Here is a 16,920-nt window from a genome sequence, read left to right as displayed (position 1 = left end):
TCGTGCCTAATAACGCACGGGCCGCATTTTCATTGTGCGGCCGTGTGACGATTCGCACCCGAGGCGGGAAGCGGCCATGTGGGGTACAGGGCCACCCAGGCTTCGCGGATGCGGTCGAGCAGGCGGAGGTGGTCGGACGGCTCCAGGCCCTGTGCAGCCGCCGGGGTGGAGGACCACCAGGCAAAGTTGAAGAGACAGGCGGCGGTGTTGGCCTGGAGCAGCTCCTGAAGCCGGGGCAGGGTGTCAGCGCTCTGGTCGAGCAGCGCGCGTAGCTGGCTCTCCAGGGGACCCAGTGGGGTGGCCGGACCGCGATACTCAGCGCCATACCATGCCTCCGTGAAGCGCACGGGACCCTGGATGTGGCGATTGAAGGTGGCGAGGTCCTCGGCGGGAACCCACAGCTCCTGGTGGAGGCTGTTGCCCACGGTCCGCACGGTGAAGCGCGAGAGATGGTCCGCCGCCACGTCGAAAGCCGTGACGAAGCCCGCGTACCCGGAGCCCGCGTCTGGAGTGTTCCAGTCCCGGGCAATCTGCCGTGCGTACTCGGCGTTCATGACTGGGTAGAAGATGGGCTGGTCCGGCAGCCGGGGCGGGAACGCCGAGCAGTGGGACGCGAGGATGAGCTCCGCCTCCTTGAGGCCAACTGGGCGGTAGAGGGTGCGCGTCTTCGACATGGGATGGGCTTCTTCGAACGGGTGGTGTGTATCGCTGCGGGACGGGGTGCGGACCGTTCCGTGCTGGACGCTCGACGCGCACTGAAGTGCGCTGCTGACGTAGTCAGCAAGGCGGTTCTCTCACCCTGGAGGAGTAGGCCGCATGGTTTGACGCCATCCTCCACCGTGCGTGAACGTGTTTGCCATGCAGAACACGAAGAAGCTCGTGGGGGCCGCAGTGATTGCTGGGCTGGTTGCCGGGTGCTCCACGCCATACCAGCGGATGGGGTTTCGTGGCGGCTACCGCGACACCGAGGTGGCTCCAGGCATCGTCCGTATCGAGGTGCGGGGGAACGCGTTCACGGATGTCGACACGCTGGAGAACTACTTCCATCAGCGCGCGGTCGCCATCTGCCGTCCACGCAACTACGACTGGCGTCTGGACTCGGGAACGACGCGGGGGCCGAGCAGCGTCATCGCGAACCGGTACGGGAACACCCTGCATGTCTATCAGCAGCCCGCGCCGGCGAAGGGCTGGGTCACGGGTGTCATCGCGTGCATGGATGGACCGCAGGAGCCCACGCTTGCCCGGACCGCGGTGCATGGTGCGAAGCGGTTCACGTCCATCGTCGTGCAGGTTCTGGACGTCACCACTGGCAAACTCGCGAATGCCCGCGTGGACGATGTGGGGGACCAGGTTCATGCGTCTCAGCGATTGGTCATGGTCCGCGACGGCAAGGTCGACGCCATCACACCAGAAGGGCACCGCGTGCGGGTGGACGCTGTGAAGGCGGACGCTGCCTTGAGCCTCGGCTACCGCATCCTCTCGGGCGCCGAGCTTGCGAAGGAGGAACGGTCCTCCGCGCTGGGGGGCCTCCCGAAGGAGTGACGTGGGCAGCTGGCTCTCCCGGCCGCCGTGATAGGCTCAATCCGCCAAGGAAGCGAAGGCCAATTGATGTCTGGGAGTTGCTACGAAGCAAGCGCCTGCCACTGGGCGCCGTTGCTTGATACCTGGAATGGCACACGACGATTCCAAATGTGGATAAGGAAACTGACCATGGAGTCAGTGTTTGCGCGGACGTAGAGGGCCTTACCTGCCGCGGACCCCCTATTCCTCCAGCCAGTAGAAGCGGTCGCCACTCGCGAGGGTGCGTTCGAGGAACTCGCGAAACGAGCCCGCTATTTGCCGAACCTCGCGAGGGTATGTCTCATGGTAGGCGTCGAGCAGAGGGTACGGGCCACTGGAGGGCGCCACATCCACCAGCACGTAGTCGCTGTCCTGGCAGTAGACAAGTGTGTACCAGGACGCCGCCCCCATCGAGTCGTCATCCTCCCCGCGCATACAAACGCGGGCTCGTTCGATTTCAGCCAGCGATAGGATGCGGTAGTTCGCGTCAGGACGCCGACGGAACAGCGTTGCCCCGTCACAATGGAGGTAGAAGGCGCGCAGGTTCTCATCCAACCGCCAGCCGACGCGCGACTCGAAGGCTGCAACTTGCGCGGGCGTTGCGGGGGCATTCGGGAAGTGGGCGCGGGAGACTTCTTCGAGGAGCTTTCTCATGGTCTCAGTCCACCTAAGTAGGTCGCCAGAAGTTCTCTAACAAATCGCGCAGCCAGAAGCCCTCGGCGAGGCAGCCTGCCTTGCGGAGGGCGTCCTGGGGCGAGAGGGCTAGCACCCACTCGATGGCGGCGTCGACGTGCTGCTCCACCGTAGGGTACTGCCGATTGGCCGACACGTGCTGCTTGAGCGGACGCCAAAGGTGGTCCATGCAGTTGAGCTCCGAGCGCTGCTTGGGCAGCAGCACCAGGTGGATACCGAGACGAGCGGCGAGCCGCTGAGACTTCTGGGCGGTGTGACAGCTGGCCCTGTCGAGCACCAGCAGCAGTGAGCGACCGGGGTAGGCAGCGCGCAGTGCACGCAGGAAGGCCATGAAGTCCTCCTGCCTGCCGCGCCGGGTCGCCATGACGACGCGCCTGCCGGTGCGTGGATTGATGGCGCCCCACAGCGTGCGCTTGGCATTCTCGCCGGTAATTTTCACCAACGCCTGCTCGCCTACCGGAGTCCACATCGCGCGCAGCGGTGGAAACCAGCGCAGCAGCGTGCTGTCCATGACAAGCAGCACCGCCCGGGGCCACTGGCGCTTGAGCCGCTTCAGACGGCGAACAAGGCCCCCTTTTTCTGCCCCGGGTGAGGCGCCGCCGTCGCATACACGTACCGCGGCCGCTTCCACGCCAGGCCCGCCTCATGCAACCGTCGGCGCAGCGTGCGGGCTGACACCTCGAAACCCTTGCGCTTCAGGTGGGTGCACAGCAGCGGCACCGTCCAGCCATGGCTGGCCCAGCCCGCCTTCTCGGGACTGGCGCGTACCACCCTGCGCAGACGCTCAGAGGTCAGACGCGGGGCTTTTCTGGGCCGCCCTGAGCGCGGGGCATCCACCAGTGCGGACGGGGTGCGCTTTGTCAGGTAGCGCTCCAACCAGAAGTAGACGGCCGGCCGACTCAAGGCCGCCAGGTGCGAGGCCTCGCCCGGGCCTTTGCCCTCGGCGATGAGCTTGATGGCGAGAAGGCGGCGGAAGTGGCGGGCATCGCGTGCCTGCCGCAGCGCCCGCTCCAGCTTCCGCCTGTCGTATGCTGTCAGCCCCAGCTCGGCAGGGCTCCTTGCCGGTCGCATGCCCTGGAAGCTGTGCATGCGGCCGGAATTTGTCTCGGAACTTCTGGCGGCCTACTTAGGGCCTGTCAGGCCCCACCGTGCTCCACTGGCCGCCGCGGACGTAACACGCCGGGTATGCCTTGTTGATGACCTTGTGCACTGCAGGTGGGACAGGCAGTACGTTGTCGCGTGCTGTCGGGTGACCACCATGCCACAAGTCGAAGATGTGGTGTCCGGGCCAGTAATCCCCGTCGCTCTGCGGCCACGCGCCGAACTCTCGCGTCCACCCCACCTCTCCCGATGAACTACACAAGATTCGGGACTTGACCGAACTCAAGCCTGAGGGCCTGTAATGACTGGTGCTGTAAATACTTCCGGGGATTGAAGGCTACCATGGCGAGAGTGATTGTGGCGACTAGGAAGTATGAGTGGGCGGACGGCTCAGGAAGCATCGAGGTCCGGTGGTTTAAGCCCGTCCGCTCTCGACGTGACTATGTCTGCAAATACGAAGTGGTAGGCATTGGTCCCTCGAAGCTCAAGGCGGATGCGGTGGGCGTGGACTCGGTGCAGGCGCTGTGGGTGGCGATTGAAGGCGCGAGAGTCCTGCTAGAGCGCCGATCAGGTTAGGTCGAGGGAGCAGGCAAGCGGCAGAGGATCGACGCGGGCTGGCGCTACGTGCATAGGTCACCCCCTCACGGAGGTGGCTCATGGAACGCTGGAAGCCGGCTGTGGAGCAGAGCGCACGGGAGCAGCGCCTGCTGAAGCTCGCGGGGAAGAGCAGGAAGCTCTTCGTCTTCCTGCGCGAGCATCGGCACGAGTTGTTCGACGAGGCCTTTCAGGACGAACTCGAGGCCATGTACCGACAGACGGGCCAGGGACAAGCGCCGCAGCCGCCTGCGATGATGTGCATGGCGCTGCTGGTGCAGGCCTACACGCAGACGTCGGACGCCGAAGCCGTGTGCCTCTCGGCCACCGACAGCCGGTGGCGAATGGTATTGGACCGACTCGGCGCGGACGAGGACAAGCCAGCCTTCTCCCAGGGCGGGCTGCAGCAATTCAGGGAGCGCCTCATCGCGACCGAAATGGACCGCCGGCTGCTGGAGCACACCGTCGAGGTGGCGAAGCGGACGAAGGGGTACGATTCGAAGAAGACGCCGAAGACGCTGCGAGTGGGGGTGGACAGCCGCCCTTTAGAAGGGGCCGGGCGGGTTGAGGACACCCTCAACCTGCTCGGCCACGCAGGCCGAAAAATAGCCGAGGGCATGGCGCTCGTGCTCGGCACTGACGTCGAGGAGGTGTGCCAGCAGGCCGATGCGCCGTTGCTGATGGCCAGCAGCATCAAGGCCGGCCTCGATATCGACTGGAGCGCGCCCGACGCGAAGGGCGACGCACTCAATCGCCTGTGCCGACAGCTCGACCGCCTCATGGCCTGGGTGGCGAAGCAGTCGAACTCGTGCGTCGCGGCTCCGCTGACGCGCTACATCGAAGCGCTCGCGCAGGTGCGCGAACAGGACCTGGGGCCGCGCTCCGAGGGTGGCGTGCAGATTCGACAGGGCGTGGCGGCCGACAGGCGCATCTCCCTTGAGGACGCCGACATGCGCCACGGGCGTAAGAGCAAGAGCAAGCGCTTCAATGGCTACAAGCAGCACGTCGGCATCGACCTCGACAGCGAGCTCGTGGTGGCCTGCGCCGTGACACCCGCCAACCGCCCCGAAGAGGAGGCGACGGGCGCACTGCAGGAAGACATGGCCCACCAGGAGCTCTTCCCTGACGTCCTCCTCATCGACAGGGCGTACCTCAACAGCGCAATGACCGAAGACGTACTGGCGAGCGGCGGCGACGTCGTCTGCCGGCCGTGGCGAGGCGCCAGCGCGAAGCCCGGACTCTTCGGCAAGCGCGACTTCAAAGTGAACATCCGCGACGGCACCATTACGTGCCCTGCGGGCGAGGTGGAGCCCTTCGAGCCCGGCGCCGTCGTGCACTTCGACCCGGAAGCCTGCGGGCCGTGCAAGTTGCGCCCCAGTTGTACCCAGGCCGCGTCCGGCAAGGGGCGCAGCGTCACGATGGGCGATGACGAGCGCCTCCAGCAGCGCCTTCGCTCACGTCTCCAGACGCGCGCGGGCCGCGCTCAACTCCGCGAGCGGGTCGGCGTCGAGCATTGCCTGGCACATCTCGCCAACCGCCAGGGCCCCAAGGCCCGCTACCGCGGCACGCGCCGCAACCTCTTTGACCTCAGGCGCCTTGCGGCCGTCCAAAACCTTGAGGTTGCCGCGCGCGACCAACTCGCGGCGTGACCTAACCTGTTCGGCGCTCTAGAGCCTATCGCGGACGAACTCCGGTTCTTAGGACACCCTTCTCTGCTCCTGCCACGAACGTTCCCGTTCGGGTTTACCGAGGAGGCGGAGGCGCGATTCGTACGGGCGGTGGATAGAGAGATGGATCACATGCTTCGAGCGCATGGTGAAGATCCCGAAGCGCTTCGCGAACAGGAGCGTCAATTCTTGCTTGAGCGACGCATCCGTTTTCTCCGGTTGAGGAAGAAGCGGCGCTGAGACCGCGTAACAGGCTATTGCTGCCCCTATTACGCGCTTCCGCGCCTCGTTCGCATTCCGTCGCTTCAGTGACATTGGCTTCTTCAGAGCGTTCAAGGGCCAGCGCCGCGTCGTCTCGGACCGTGAGAGCGCTGCGTGGATGCAACTCGCCAAGGACCTCGTCGCCAATGGCCAGGATGCCCAGACCAGCCGCGACACCATCCTCGACGCGCTGGACGTGAACATCTACAACAAGATGCTGCCGAACTGCTTGCGAGGGAGCATCTCCCAGGGGATGCCGCGAGGTTGCTGGGTGTCATCCTCGAGAAGGCGGGCGTGCAAGCTCAATACGAGCTCCAGTTGGAGCCCGGTTAGCATGAGCATCAACGCCATGAACATCCCACCTCATCTCATGAGCAGCACGAACTTGATTGGTAGAGCTTTCCCGGATGGAGTGTCAGAGGCAGACTACCTGCCGCTTCTGGCGGTGCTGTACCCTCACATGGCCGACGAGAACCTCGCGGAGGTCGTGAGTCTCCTCACGGGGCGCGATCGTGGGGTCGTCCTGAATAACGTCTATGCGGCAGGCGCGGGGTTGGGTCTGAATCCCGCTGCGGTAGCCGCAGTTCGCACCCGGCTTGCTTCTGCTGGGCTTGACGAATGGGCATTGGAGGACTGAGCACCCCGCTCGCTTGAAGGCGTCCTCAGGGCAGTGTGACACCTACGCCGGGCACATACTCCTCGAAGACAATCAGGGTCACGCGTGTAGCCTCCCCGATACGAGCCAGGAGTTCACGAACCGGTTCCCAGGGAAGCCCTCCGAGGCCCGCTCCGATTCTTGGCAGGCCAATCATCCCGATGCCCATTGCCTCTGCTTGTTGGACCATCGTGGAGACCGCTTTCTCGATTGCCTGCAGGTCGGCCTTCGTCCTCCAGGTTCTCTGTGTGCCGAGGTTGAACACCGTTACGTCCGCCCCGGTCCAAGTGAACACGTCTCCCAGATTGAAGCGGCCATCAGTGCACCGCTGCTTGTACTCCGCGTACATTTCGGGGAACCGTGCTCGGAACTCCACGGCGATGCCCTTGCCCATTGCTCCCGCGCAGTTGCAGCCATGGGCGAGGGCGTGCAGCCCGTCCTGCCGGAGAAGATCGCCTTTCACGAAGAGGGTGGGCATCGCTTCAGTGCTTCCAATCAGATGCGGTCGAGTTGGTGCGGTCGGACCTCAAGTTTCGCTCCTGGTTCCAGAGTATCGAGCGGCTGACCTGTAAGCGACTCCTTCTGCGCGTCGTCGGCTCATCGTCACAGCTCCCATTGGCCTCGTCCCGTCTGCTCCGTCAATCATCGGTGAGCTCGAGAGCGAGACCTTTGCCTGGAGTGGACTTGGCCTCGTTCTTAAAACCGGGATACATGGTTCCCCCCCTTAATTCGGTCAGTCGAACCGAGGCAGGCGTGGTGGGAGGGCAATGACGATGGGTACTCAATTCAGGATTGCAGCAGACAAGCATGACGAAAGGCTCCTGTGTGAATTCCTCAGGGAGCGTTGGCAGGCACTTTGTGCGTCTCGGTTTCTTGATAGGCCCGTGTTAAATGCGGTGTCCGCAGGGGAGTGTGAGAGTGCCGAGCAGATTGTTTTTCCTGCTGACCTGCTGGAGTTGATTCAGTCTCGGGTGATACCTCTTTCGGAGCATGAAGGTGAATTTCAGGTTTACCCCAAGGCGGGTGTCTGTCTTGAATGGACGAGAGCCGAAGAGAAGGATGGCGCTGTGATTCCAGGCCGTTTCTATCTTAATACGCGGTCGGAGGATGATGACTTGAAGCGCCTGAAGGCCATGATGAAGAGCCTTGCGAATTTTGTGCGAAAGCAATGCCCCTTGGTGTCGAAGGACAAGCTTCCAATTTTTATTGGCCCAAATTTGGCGTCGCGTGTGTCGAAGGGTGATGCTCGTGTTCTTTATCCTGGTGGCTCACTCGTTCCGCTGGAGGCTGTGAAGAAATAGGGGAGCGGGCCTTGGGAAGAGGTAATCTCAGAATCGCCTCAAGAGGACGAGGAAGCAGTTGAGGTGGAGGAAGCCGAGGAATTTCTCCGCCCTCACCTCGTAGCGGGTGACGACGCGCCGGAAGTTCTGGAGCCAGGCGAAAAGCCGCTCCACCTTCCAGCGTCGACGGTATCGGCGCAGCTCGCGGCCGTCTTGGGGCTTCGTCTTGCGCCCTTGTCGGTGGGGAGCAATCAGCTTTACTCCCTGCTGATGCCACAGTCGCTCGTCGAGCTTGTCGGCATCGAAGGCTGGTACAATCCGCACCGGCGGCACGCTGCGCTCGACTACAAGTCGCCCGTTAATTACGAAAAGAAGTTCCGGGCTGTTGCCTGATGGCGAAATCCCGGAACGCTCTGCGGAGCTGGGGCAACTTCACGAACAGGTGCAGTTGGTGACATTCTTCTGGGCCACGCCCGCAGGCGCTCGGTCGCGGATGAAGGCAAATTCAGAACGCCGTGCCGTTCACCCGTTGCCCAGGCGAAGCCTCGATGCCGGGCGACAGTTGCGTGTGTGGCGCCCAGGTCCCGGTACCGCTGCCATCCGGGCTCCGGTTGTAGGAGATGCCCACCTCCGTGTCCTGGTAGCCGGCGCTGTCGTGCACGGTGTTGTCCGGCCGGACCAGGAACACGGTGTCGCCGCTGCTGCCGTCGTTGACGCCCCGGTTGAAGTACAGCCCCCCGCTCGAGGCGGCCGTGGCGTTCGTCGCGCCCGTGGGCACCGCCGTCGGGCCCGAGTACACGACGTACGACTTACCCGGCTGAATCATCGTCCCGGCGGGGAACACGTGCCGCACGGGGTCGATGCCCGCCTGCGAGTTGGCGTCGTGAATCTTCCAGCCACCCAGGTCCACCGCCGTGGTGCCCGAGTTCACCAGCTCGACGAACTGCTGGTCGTAGTCCGGCGTCGACGTGCCGGGGATGTTGTGCGTCTGCGGCAGGTACTCGTTGATGAACACCGGGTACTGCGTCCCGCCGTCCCCCGGGCCACCGCCGCCCGTCCGGCCGAAGTTGAAGCGGCTGATGATGGGGTAGTGGTCGGACGTGTTGTTCCGGTAGCCCGTGATGTTCGGCCGCAACACCGTGGTCGAGTTGGGGATGTAGCTCTCCCACAGCTCATCCGAGACGAGCTGGTGGTCGATGAACGAGCTCCGGCTCGCCGTGCTGCCCACCCCCGCTCGCGACAGGGCCTCGGTGGTGAACTTGTAGTTGGCCGTGTCGCTGACGAAGTTGCGGTACGGCGAGTCAAACTTCCAGCCGGTGGCCGGATTGGTCGTGGTGGACTCGTCCACGTCGTCATTCCAGTCGCCAATCACCATGACCCGCTGCGTGGGCAGGCGCTGGTCCAGGTAGTCCTTGAGCGCCATGGAGGCGGCCAGGCGCCGCGCGTAATCCTGCTCGCTCGTGTAGGCCTTCATGTGGAGGAGGAGCGCCGTCACGTCCACGCTGTTGCCATCCTCGCGATGGAGGCGAAGGTCCAGCCGGAGCGGGGGACGCCCACCGAAGTCGTAGCTGGAGCTCAACAGCACCACATCCGCCCGCAGCACCTCCACCACGTCCGACTTGAACAGCACGCCCACCTTCTGGTCGTTGGCCCCGTAGTAGCTCGTGCCCGACGACACCCGCGAGCTGTCATCCGCGAGGAAGCCGTCGTACCCGGGGAGCCGGGCCTTCAATTCATTGAACTGCTCCGTGCTGACGATCTCCGCCAGGCCCCAGAAGTCCACGCCCGCGTCGGCGATGACGGCCTGGGCGTTGGCCAACTGCAGCGGCTCGTTGCCCGGCCCGTTGAGCGGATCCCCGAACCACTCGATGTTCCAGTTCGCCACCGACAGCGGGAAGCTCCCCTCCGGCGGCTCCCCGGAAGACAGCACCAGGAGCCCGAGCTCGACCACGGCCTCGGCGCCATGCGCATCCTGGACGCGCACGGTGACGGGGTACGTACCCTCTCCCTGCGCCTGACCGCTCAGCACCCCTTCCGGCGTGAGCGAGAGGCCCGTGGGCAGCGAGCCCCCCACCACCTCCCACTCCAGGGGCGGGCGTCCACCGGCGGCGGCGAGGACGTGCTCGTAGCTGCTGCCCGTGATGGCGGCAGGGAGCACGAGGCTGGTGACCTCGACTCGCGGCCAGATTCTCAGCGTGTACGTGCGCACATGCTCCGCGCCGTTCGCGTCCCGCACCGTCACGGTGAGCGCGTAGTCACCGGCCTCGGTGCCCGGCCCCTCCAGCCGTCCGTCCCCCGTATAGAAGGAGAAGCCCGGCGGAGGCGGCGTCACCGTGTAGCGCAGGGGCGGCTCGCCGCCGGTCGCGGTGAACCTCGCCTCGTAGGGGAGGCCCACGGTCGTGGGCGACAGTTCGACGGCGGGCAGCTGCGGCCCGCCAGAGTTTCCACGCCCATCACAGGCGCACAGCAGGGTGAGGACGGCGAGCATCCCCGCCATTCGGGCAAACGACATGTCGGCGGGCTCCAGCGCGGGCTTCAAGGAGCGGAGCCCGCGAGGCGAGCACTCTAGCCCCGCCCGGCGCTGGCATGCACGAGGCAATGGCCGCCGTCTTCGTGCGTGTTTCACCTCGAGGAATCACGGAAGGTTTTGCGCTCCCGGGCAGCCGTGGAGTGGAATGGTGGCGGATACCGGGGGGATGTCCGCCCCATGGAGGACACCGCAGATGGCCAACAAGTGGGACAAGCAGCTGATGGACTTCCTCAAGCGCACCGGTGACGAGCTCAAGCGCACCACCGATGACCTCCGGGGCGAGGCCCAGCGCCTGCTCAAGGAAGTGAAGGACCCGCAGAACCAGGCCAAGGTGAAGGAGGGCCTGGAGCAGCTGCGCACCTGGGCCGCCAGCACCAGCAAGGTGGCGGCGGAGAAGATTGAAGTCGCCGTGCGTCAAGTCGAGGGCGCCGTGGAGCGGGCCTTCAAGCCCGAGGAGGGCGCCGGGCAGGCGGCCCCCCCGCGCCCCGCCCCGACGCCGGCCGAGCCCGCCTCGGAGGTCAAGGCCTCCAAGGCCGGCACCTCCCGCCCCGCGGCGAAGAAGGGGGGCACCAAGTCCATTGGCCGCAAGAAGACCGCCGCCAAGAGCCCCGCAACCAAGACGGCGAAGAAGGGTGCTTCAGGTTCCAAGAAGACGATTGGCAAGGCGAAGAAGCCCACCGCCTGAGCGTGAAGTTCCGCTGGACGTGAAGCCTGCCTGCCCGGGGGCCGTCGGGTTTCCTTTGTCCTTCTCGACATTTGGAGCGCCATGCGGCGCGTGAGATAGTGCGCGCCGTGGCCGGCTCGAACGACAAGAGCAGAATCCAGACAGACATCGGGCAGGACGTCATTGACGCGGCGGTGCGCAGCGTCGAGCGTCGCATGGACGAAGAGGACGAGGTGACCGTCATCGAGGTGGGGGCTTCCGGCCCGTCCACCTCGGCGGAGACCGAGGTATCCCTGTCCCCCGAAGAGACTCCCTCCACCCCCGCTGAGGCCGAGGCACCGCCCGAGGACGTGGCGGCGCTCCGCCAGGAGGTGGAGACCCTCAAGGCGCAGCTCGAGCTCAGCCAGGCCAAGGGCCGGGAGATGATGGAGCGCCTGCGCGAGGCCCACGAGCGTGCCAAGGAGGCGCAGGAGCGCACCGTTCGGCACGCCGCGGACCTGGAGAACTACCGCAAGCGCGCGCAGAAGGAGAAGGAGGAGGTCCAGCGCTTCGGCGCGGAGAAGCTGCTCAAGGACCTGCTCCCGGTGATGGACAACCTGGACCGCGCGCTCGAGGCGGCGGCGAAGTCGCCGGACCTGGAGAGCTTCGAGAAGGGCGTGGCCATGACGCGCAAGTCCTTCGAGGACGCGCTCGGCCGCCATGGCGTGAAGGGCTTCAGCGCGAAGGGCCAGCCGTTCGACCCCCGCATGCACGAGGCCATCCAGCAGGTGGAGACCGCGGAGGTCCCCGCCGGCCACGTCGTGCAGGAGGTCGTCCGCGGCTTCTACCTGAATGACCGGCTGGTGCGTCCGGCCATGGTCGTCGTCGCGCGCGCTCCCGCGGAGCCCGCCGCGGCCGCCGAACCCGCCGCGGCCGCTGAACCCGCCGCGGCCACCGACACCGGGGCGCCCGCCGCGCCCGAGCAGACCGAGAACTCGTCCGGGGGGAGTCAGTAACCATCATGAGCAAGGTGATTGGAATCGACCTTGGGACGACCAACTCGTGCGTCGCCGTCATGGAGGGCGGCGAGCCGGTGGTCATCCCCAACAGCGAAGGCAGCCGGACCACGCCTTCCATGGTGGGCTTCACTGACTCGGGTGAGCGCCTGGTGGGGCAGATTGCCAAGCGGCAGGCCATCACCAACCCGGAGAACACCGTCTTCGCCGCCAAGCGGCTCATCGGCCGCAAGTTCGACTCGCCCGAGGCCAAGAAGGCCATTGGCGTGTCGCCCTTCAAGGTGGCCGCCAGCCCCAATGGCGACGCGTGGGTGGAGATTCGCGGCAAGGGCTACAGCCCGCCGGAGGTCTCCGCCATCGTCCTGATGAAGATGAAGCAGACGGCGGAGGACTACCTTGGCGAGCAGGTCGCCGAGGCGGTCATCACCGTCCCCGCCTACTTCAACGACAGCCAGCGCCAGGCCACCAAGGATGCCGGCCGCATCGCCGGGCTCAACGTCCTGCGCATCATCAACGAGCCCACCGCGGCCGCGCTGGCCTACGGCCTGGACAAGGTGCAGGAGGGTGGCACCGAGCGCATCGCCGTCTACGACCTCGGCGGCGGCACCTTCGATATCTCCATCCTGGAGCTCAACGCCGGCGTGTTCGAGGTGAAGAGCACCAACGGCGACACGTTCCTGGGCGGTGAGGACTTCGACCAGCGCCTCATCGACTACCTGGCCAAGCGCTTCGCGGAAGCGAACAACGGCCTGGACCTGCGCAAGGACCGCATGGCGCTCCAGCGCCTGAAGGAAGCCGCCGAGCGCGCCAAGCACGAGTTGTCCAGCGCGCCCGAGACGGAGGTGAACCTGCCGTTCATCACCGCCGATGCCACCGGTCCCAAGCACCTGACGGAGACGGTGGACCGCGCCACCTTCGAGGCGCTGGTGACGGACCTCATCGACCGCACCATCGAGCCGTGCAAGATTGCCCTGAAGGACGCGGGCATCGCCGCGCAGCAAATCAACCAGGTGCTGCTGGTGGGCGGCATGACGCGCATGCCGCGCGTGCAGCAGAAGGTGAAGGAGTTCTTCGGCAAGGAGCCGCACAAGGGCATCAACCCGGACGAGGTCGTCGCCGTGGGCGCGGCCATCCAGGGCGGCGTGCTCAAGGGCGAGGTGAAGGACGTCCTCCTGCTGGACGTGACGCCGCTGTCGCTCGGTGTCGAGACGGCTGGCGGCGTGTTCACGAAGATCATCGACAAGAACACCACCATCCCCTGCAAGAAGAGCCAGGTGTTCTCCACCGCGGTGGACAACCAGCCCCTGGTGAGCGTGCACGTGCTCCAGGGCGAGCGCGAGATGGCGGCGGACAACAAGACGCTGGCGCGCTTCGAGCTGGTGGGCATCCCCCCGGCGCCGCGCGGCGTGCCGCAAATCGAGGTGTCCTTCGACATCGACGCCAACGGCATCGTCCACGTCAGCGCCAAGGACCTGGGCACCGGCAAGGTCCAGCAGGTGCGCGTGGTGAGCAACTCCGGCCTGTCCGAGGCGGAGATCCAGGCGATGATCGCCGACGCGCAGTCGCACGCCACCGACGACAAGAAGAAGAAGGAGCTGGCGGAGCTGCGCAACAACGCCGACGGCCTCATCTACACGACGGAGAAGAGCCTGGAGGAGTACGCCAGCCTCCTGTCGGAGAAGGACCGCGAGGAAATCAAGGCGGACCTGGAGCGCCTCAAGGACGTGCTCAACACCTCCGAGGCGGCGGTGCTCAAGGAGGCCTTCCAGCGCCTGGAGGGCAGCGCCTACCGCATCGCCGACGCCATCTACACGGGCCAGGCGAGCTGAGCGCGCGCAATCATCAGCGCGCTCCCGCGTAATCGCCCTGCCGCGCAGTCCCCTGGAGCGCACCGATGGATGTCATGGAAGGCGTCGTCATCCTCCTCACCACCGCGATGGTGGTGGGGGTCCCCCTGTTCGGGCTCACCCTCCGCTTCTCCCTCAAGCCGCTGGTGGAGGCGTTCATCCGGCTGAAGGAGGTCCAGTACGGGGGCGCCGACGTCAAGCTGCTCCGCGAGCGCGTGGCCTACCTGGAGCGGGTGCTGGAGGCACACGGGCTCATGGATGACCACACGCCCCTGGCGCTGCGCCCCGGCGCTCCCGAGCAGCTCCCGGTGGTCGCGGCCCGGAAGGACCGGGAGCGGGTGTAAGCACCTGGACAGACCTGACTTCCCGGAACGGACGTCCCGGGTGTTGAATGTCCCCGTGGACTTTCCTTCCCTGGAGGATGAGGTCGTCTTTCTGCGCGGTCTGGTGTCCGTGCACCGGATGGCGGACGCCATCCTGGAGGACTGCCTGGAGCGTGGCCTGGACCTGGACTCCGGGCTCGACGTGTTCCTCACGCAGTGCGCCCGGCTGGTGCACGCGCGTGCCGGCTTCGTGTCCCTGCGGGGAACGCAGGGCCCGGTGCTCACGCGCGTCCTGGGCGAGCTGGGCACCGAGGTGTCCGAGGCGGCGTACTGGCAGGGCGTCCGCAAGCTCCAGGACGGGAAGACGCTCTTCTGTACGAAGCTGGCCCTGGGCAGCCTGGAGCTGGGCGGGCTGGGGCTCGTGGTGGAGGGCGCCTTCGAGGATGGCGGCCGGCTGGTGATGAAGCTGGTGGAGGCCATCGGCGAGCAGCTCGACACGGCCGTGCTGGGCTTCCTGGCGCTGACGGGCGGCAAGAGCGCGCTGGAGCGGCTGGACGCGCTCGTCTCGGACGCGTCGCCGTCATCGCGGGGCCACATCGGCCGCTACGAGGTGGTGACGCCGCTGGGGACCGGAGGCATGGCGCAGGTGCTGGTGGCCCGGACCCGGGGGCCGGAGGGACTGGGGCGGCTGGTGGCCCTCAAGCGCATCCTCCCGCACCTGTCCTCGGACGGCTCGATCATCCAGCAGTTCCTGGACGAGGCCCGCATTGGCCTGCGGCTCTCGCACCCCAACCTGGTACACGTCTACGACTTCGGCGAGGCGGAGGGCGCGTACTACATCGCCATGGAGCTGGTGCGCGGCGTGGACCTCTCGCGGCTCATCCGCGCGCTCCGGGGCCCGCTGGAGACGGCGCACGCGGTGGGGGTGGTGTTCCAGGCGCTGGCGGGCTTGCAGGCGGCGCACGCGCTGCAGGGCGAGGACGGCGCGCCGCTGGAGCTGGTGCACCGCGACCTGTCGCCGCACAACCTCATGGTGGGGTTCGACGGGCGGGTGAAGGTGCTGGACTTCGGCGTGGCCAAGGCGCGCGCCCAGCGCACGGTGACGCTGCCGGGCATCGTGAAGGGCAAGCCGCTGTACATGTCCCCCGAGCAGGCGCGGGGCCAGAAGCTGGATGCGCGCAGCGACCTGTTCGCGATGGGGCTCATCCTCTATCAGGCGCTCACCGGCACCCGGGCGTTCGAGAAGCCGGAAGAGCTGGCCACCATGCACGCCATCTGCAACGACGCGCTGCCGTCCCGGCCCTCGCACGTCTCCCGCGCGCTGTGGGGTGTGCTGGAGACGTCGCTGGCCAAGCGGCCCGAGGCGCGCTTCCGCAGCGCCCGGGAGATGGCGGACCGGCTGGCGGACGCCTGCCGCCCGGCGAGCGAGCCGGAGCTGGCGCGGCTCATGGCGAAGCACTTCGACAACCGGCACCGGGAGTTCCAGCAGCTGGACCGCGCGCAGCCGTGGGCGCGCCCGCCGGGAGGCGCGGGCGCGGAGGAGACGCGCATCCTGCGCCCGGCGCTCGCGAAGTCCTCCAGCTGACGCGGTGCCCGAAGGCCCGGCCCCCGCCTGGGGGCGCGGGGCCGGGAAGCCTTCCTCAGTACCCGCGCTTCGACGGGTCGTCGGAGGGGGCGTTCAGCGTGCGCGGCCGCTCCTCGCTGCCCTCGGTGCGGACGTTCACTTCCTCCCGGCGCAGGTGCTCCGAGATGTGGCGCTGCTCGTCGACCTCATCCTTGTGGATGACGACCTCCTCGCTGACGACGGCGTGCTTCTGGACCTCGACCTCCTCCGCCCGCAGCGGGACGACCACCGTCTCCTCCTGGAAGGAGGCGTTCATCGCCGGGCGGCCCGGGCTCACGTCCCGGCGCTCCACGCGGACGCGCTCGCGGCGCACCGGCACGTCCATCTCCTTGTCCTCCTCCTTCACGCCCTTGTGGACGCGGACCTCACCCGCCTGGACGTCCCGCTTGAGCACGTCCACTTCCTCCTTGTACACGGGGATGGTGATGTCCTCCTCGCGGCCGGAGACGCCACGCGCGCCCGCGGCGGTGTCCGCGGCGCGCATCCCCGCCGTGCCCGTATCCATGCCGGTGGTGGCGGTGTCCGTCGCGCGCACGCCCGCCGGGCCGGTGCCCATGTCGGCGCGGGCGCGGGGCTCCGTGCCCAGGCCCGTGTCGTAGGCGCCTCTTCCCGTCGTGTCCGCGCTGGTGTCCACGCTCGCCTGGGGGCGCGCCGCGGCCCGCTCGGCGCCCATGCCCACCGCGCCCGGGCCGACACCCGCGCCTCCGCCCGTTCCGGCGATGGCCTCCGTGCGGCCCTCGTCCGTCAGCCGACTCAGCGTCTCCTTGCCGTGACTGAGGATGATTTCCGAGCCGTCGATGCGGCTGACCTCCGAGTACCGGACCAGGTAGTCCTTCGGGAAGAAGAGGCCCTTCTCGATGTGGAATTCGCTGTCGCCGACGGCGAACACCTTGCCGAGCTTCTCGCCGTCGATGCTGCGGACGACCATCCCTTCCTTGATGTCGCTGCGTTGGTACATGGCTGGCTCCTCGTGACCGGGGCGGGTGGGCCGGCTGGCAAACCCTGGACCCCGGTGCTGGTGGTTGCCTCGCGTGCGGGCGCGAGGCCCTGGGGCTTCCACCCCGGTCATCATGGAAGGTGTGAGCGCGTGCGCCCGACGACAGGGACCGAGGGCGCAGTGCCAGTT

The 16,920-nt window shown here is 66.7% G+C and carries 18 protein-coding genes; 10 read left to right on the top strand and 8 right to left on the bottom strand.

All coding sequences use genetic code 11. The features are described 5' to 3' along the window. Positions 1-29: 29 nt before the first annotated feature. Complete coding sequence (locus tag VZL07_RS10110) at positions 30-674, bottom strand: hypothetical protein (RefSeq protein WP_426755281.1); 645 nt, start codon at positions 672-674, stop codon at positions 30-32. Between the two features lie 184 nt (positions 675-858). Here VZL07_RS10110 and VZL07_RS10105 point away from each other — a divergent pair, with 184 nt between their 5' ends. Then, positions 859-1,542, top strand: coding sequence for a hypothetical protein (locus VZL07_RS10105; protein WP_426755280.1), 684 nt, complete (start codon positions 859-861; stop codon positions 1,540-1,542). A gap of 219 nt (positions 1,543-1,761) precedes the next feature. Here VZL07_RS10105 and VZL07_RS10100 read toward each other — a convergent pair whose 3' ends face one another. From VZL07_RS10100 to VZL07_RS10090, 3 genes are read right to left on the bottom strand one after another with little or no spacing between them, the layout of a single operon-like run. After that, positions 1,762-2,214: an SMI1/KNR4 family protein gene (locus VZL07_RS10100; protein ID WP_426755279.1), complete on the bottom strand. Its 453-nt coding sequence runs from the start codon at positions 2,212-2,214 to the stop codon at positions 1,762-1,764. Positions 2,215-2,227: 13 nt separating this feature from the next. Beyond that, entirely contained in the window at positions 2,228-2,884 is a 657-nt protein-coding gene (locus VZL07_RS10095; RefSeq protein ID WP_426755278.1) for an IS630 family transposase, read from the bottom strand. Continuing rightward, positions 2,806-3,324, bottom strand: coding sequence for a helix-turn-helix domain-containing protein (locus tag VZL07_RS10090; RefSeq protein WP_426750665.1), 519 nt, complete (start codon positions 3,322-3,324; stop codon positions 2,806-2,808). The genes VZL07_RS10095 and VZL07_RS10090 overlap by 79 nt, the downstream gene beginning before the upstream one ends. Positions 3,325-3,696: 372 nt before the next feature. Here VZL07_RS10090 and VZL07_RS10085 point away from each other — a divergent pair, with 372 nt between their 5' ends. The 3 genes from VZL07_RS10085 to VZL07_RS10075 all read left to right on the top strand — a co-directional run bounded on the left by VZL07_RS10085 (position 3,697) and on the right by VZL07_RS10075 (position 6,513). Further along, complete coding sequence (locus VZL07_RS10085; RefSeq protein WP_426755277.1) at positions 3,697-3,930, top strand: DUF6968 family protein; 234 nt, start codon at positions 3,697-3,699, stop codon at positions 3,928-3,930. Between the two features lie 80 nt (positions 3,931-4,010). After that, positions 4,011-5,597: an IS1182 family transposase gene (locus VZL07_RS10080; RefSeq protein WP_426755276.1), complete on the top strand. Its 1,587-nt coding sequence runs from the start codon at positions 4,011-4,013 to the stop codon at positions 5,595-5,597. A gap of 397 nt (positions 5,598-5,994) precedes the next feature. Beyond that, complete coding sequence (locus VZL07_RS10075) at positions 5,995-6,513, top strand: hypothetical protein (protein ID WP_426755275.1); 519 nt, start codon at positions 5,995-5,997, stop codon at positions 6,511-6,513. A 25-nt stretch (positions 6,514-6,538) separates the two neighbouring features. Here VZL07_RS10075 and VZL07_RS10070 read toward each other — a convergent pair whose 3' ends face one another. Next, on the bottom strand, positions 6,539-7,009 hold the full coding sequence (locus VZL07_RS10070) for a macro domain-containing protein (RefSeq protein WP_426755274.1): 471 nt from the start codon (positions 7,007-7,009) through the stop codon (positions 6,539-6,541). Positions 7,010-7,298: 289 nt separating this feature from the next. Here VZL07_RS10070 and VZL07_RS10065 point away from each other — a divergent pair, with 289 nt between their 5' ends. Then, on the top strand, positions 7,299-7,832 hold the full coding sequence (locus tag VZL07_RS10065) for a hypothetical protein (protein ID WP_426755273.1): 534 nt from the start codon (positions 7,299-7,301) through the stop codon (positions 7,830-7,832). 27 nt (positions 7,833-7,859) lie between these two features. Here the strand turns inward: VZL07_RS10065 and VZL07_RS10060 are convergent, their stop codons facing one another. Beyond that, complete coding sequence (locus VZL07_RS10060; RefSeq protein ID WP_426755272.1) at positions 7,860-8,135, bottom strand: transposase; 276 nt, start codon at positions 8,133-8,135, stop codon at positions 7,860-7,862. Between the two features lie 181 nt (positions 8,136-8,316). Further along, the gene (locus VZL07_RS10055) at positions 8,317-10,323 is read right to left on the bottom strand and encodes a lamin tail domain-containing protein (protein ID WP_426755271.1); all 2,007 of its coding nucleotides are present in this window, start codon (positions 10,321-10,323) and stop codon (positions 8,317-8,319) included. Positions 10,324-10,534: 211 nt separating this feature from the next. On the opposite strand from VZL07_RS10055, the gene VZL07_RS10050 reads away from it, so the two are divergent. From VZL07_RS10050 to VZL07_RS10030, 5 genes are all read left to right on the top strand, one after another. Then, positions 10,535-11,026 carry a transcriptional regulator gene (locus VZL07_RS10050; RefSeq protein ID WP_426755270.1) on the top strand — a complete coding sequence of 164 codons (492 nt, stop codon included), beginning with the start codon at positions 10,535-10,537 and terminating at the stop codon, positions 11,024-11,026. Positions 11,027-11,124: 98 nt separating this feature from the next. Next, complete coding sequence (grpE, locus tag VZL07_RS10045) at positions 11,125-12,000, top strand: nucleotide exchange factor GrpE (RefSeq protein WP_426755269.1); 876 nt, start codon at positions 11,125-11,127, stop codon at positions 11,998-12,000. A 5-nt stretch (positions 12,001-12,005) separates the two neighbouring features. Next, complete coding sequence (gene dnaK / locus VZL07_RS10040; protein ID WP_426755268.1) at positions 12,006-13,829, top strand: molecular chaperone DnaK; 1,824 nt, start codon at positions 12,006-12,008, stop codon at positions 13,827-13,829. A gap of 65 nt (positions 13,830-13,894) precedes the next feature. Further along, the gene (locus VZL07_RS10035) at positions 13,895-14,191 is read left to right on the top strand and encodes a hypothetical protein (protein WP_426755267.1); all 297 of its coding nucleotides are present in this window, start codon (positions 13,895-13,897) and stop codon (positions 14,189-14,191) included. Between the two features lie 118 nt (positions 14,192-14,309). Next, a complete protein-coding gene (locus VZL07_RS10030; RefSeq protein ID WP_426757278.1) occupies positions 14,310-15,755 on the top strand; it encodes a serine/threonine-protein kinase in 1,446 nt (481 codons plus the stop codon). A 55-nt stretch (positions 15,756-15,810) separates the two neighbouring features. Here the strand turns inward: VZL07_RS10030 and VZL07_RS10025 are convergent, their stop codons facing one another. After that, entirely contained in the window at positions 15,811-16,752 is a 942-nt protein-coding gene (locus VZL07_RS10025) for a YsnF/AvaK domain-containing protein (RefSeq protein WP_426755266.1), read from the bottom strand. Positions 16,753-16,920: the final 168 nt, after the last annotated feature.

Source organism: Pseudomyxococcus flavus (assembly GCF_050038885.1).
Lineage (GTDB): Bacteria > Myxococcota > Myxococcia > Myxococcales > Myxococcaceae > Myxococcus > Myxococcus flavus.
Note: the sequence above shows the minus strand (reverse complement) of the source record. Positions and strands in the feature narration are given on the sequence as shown.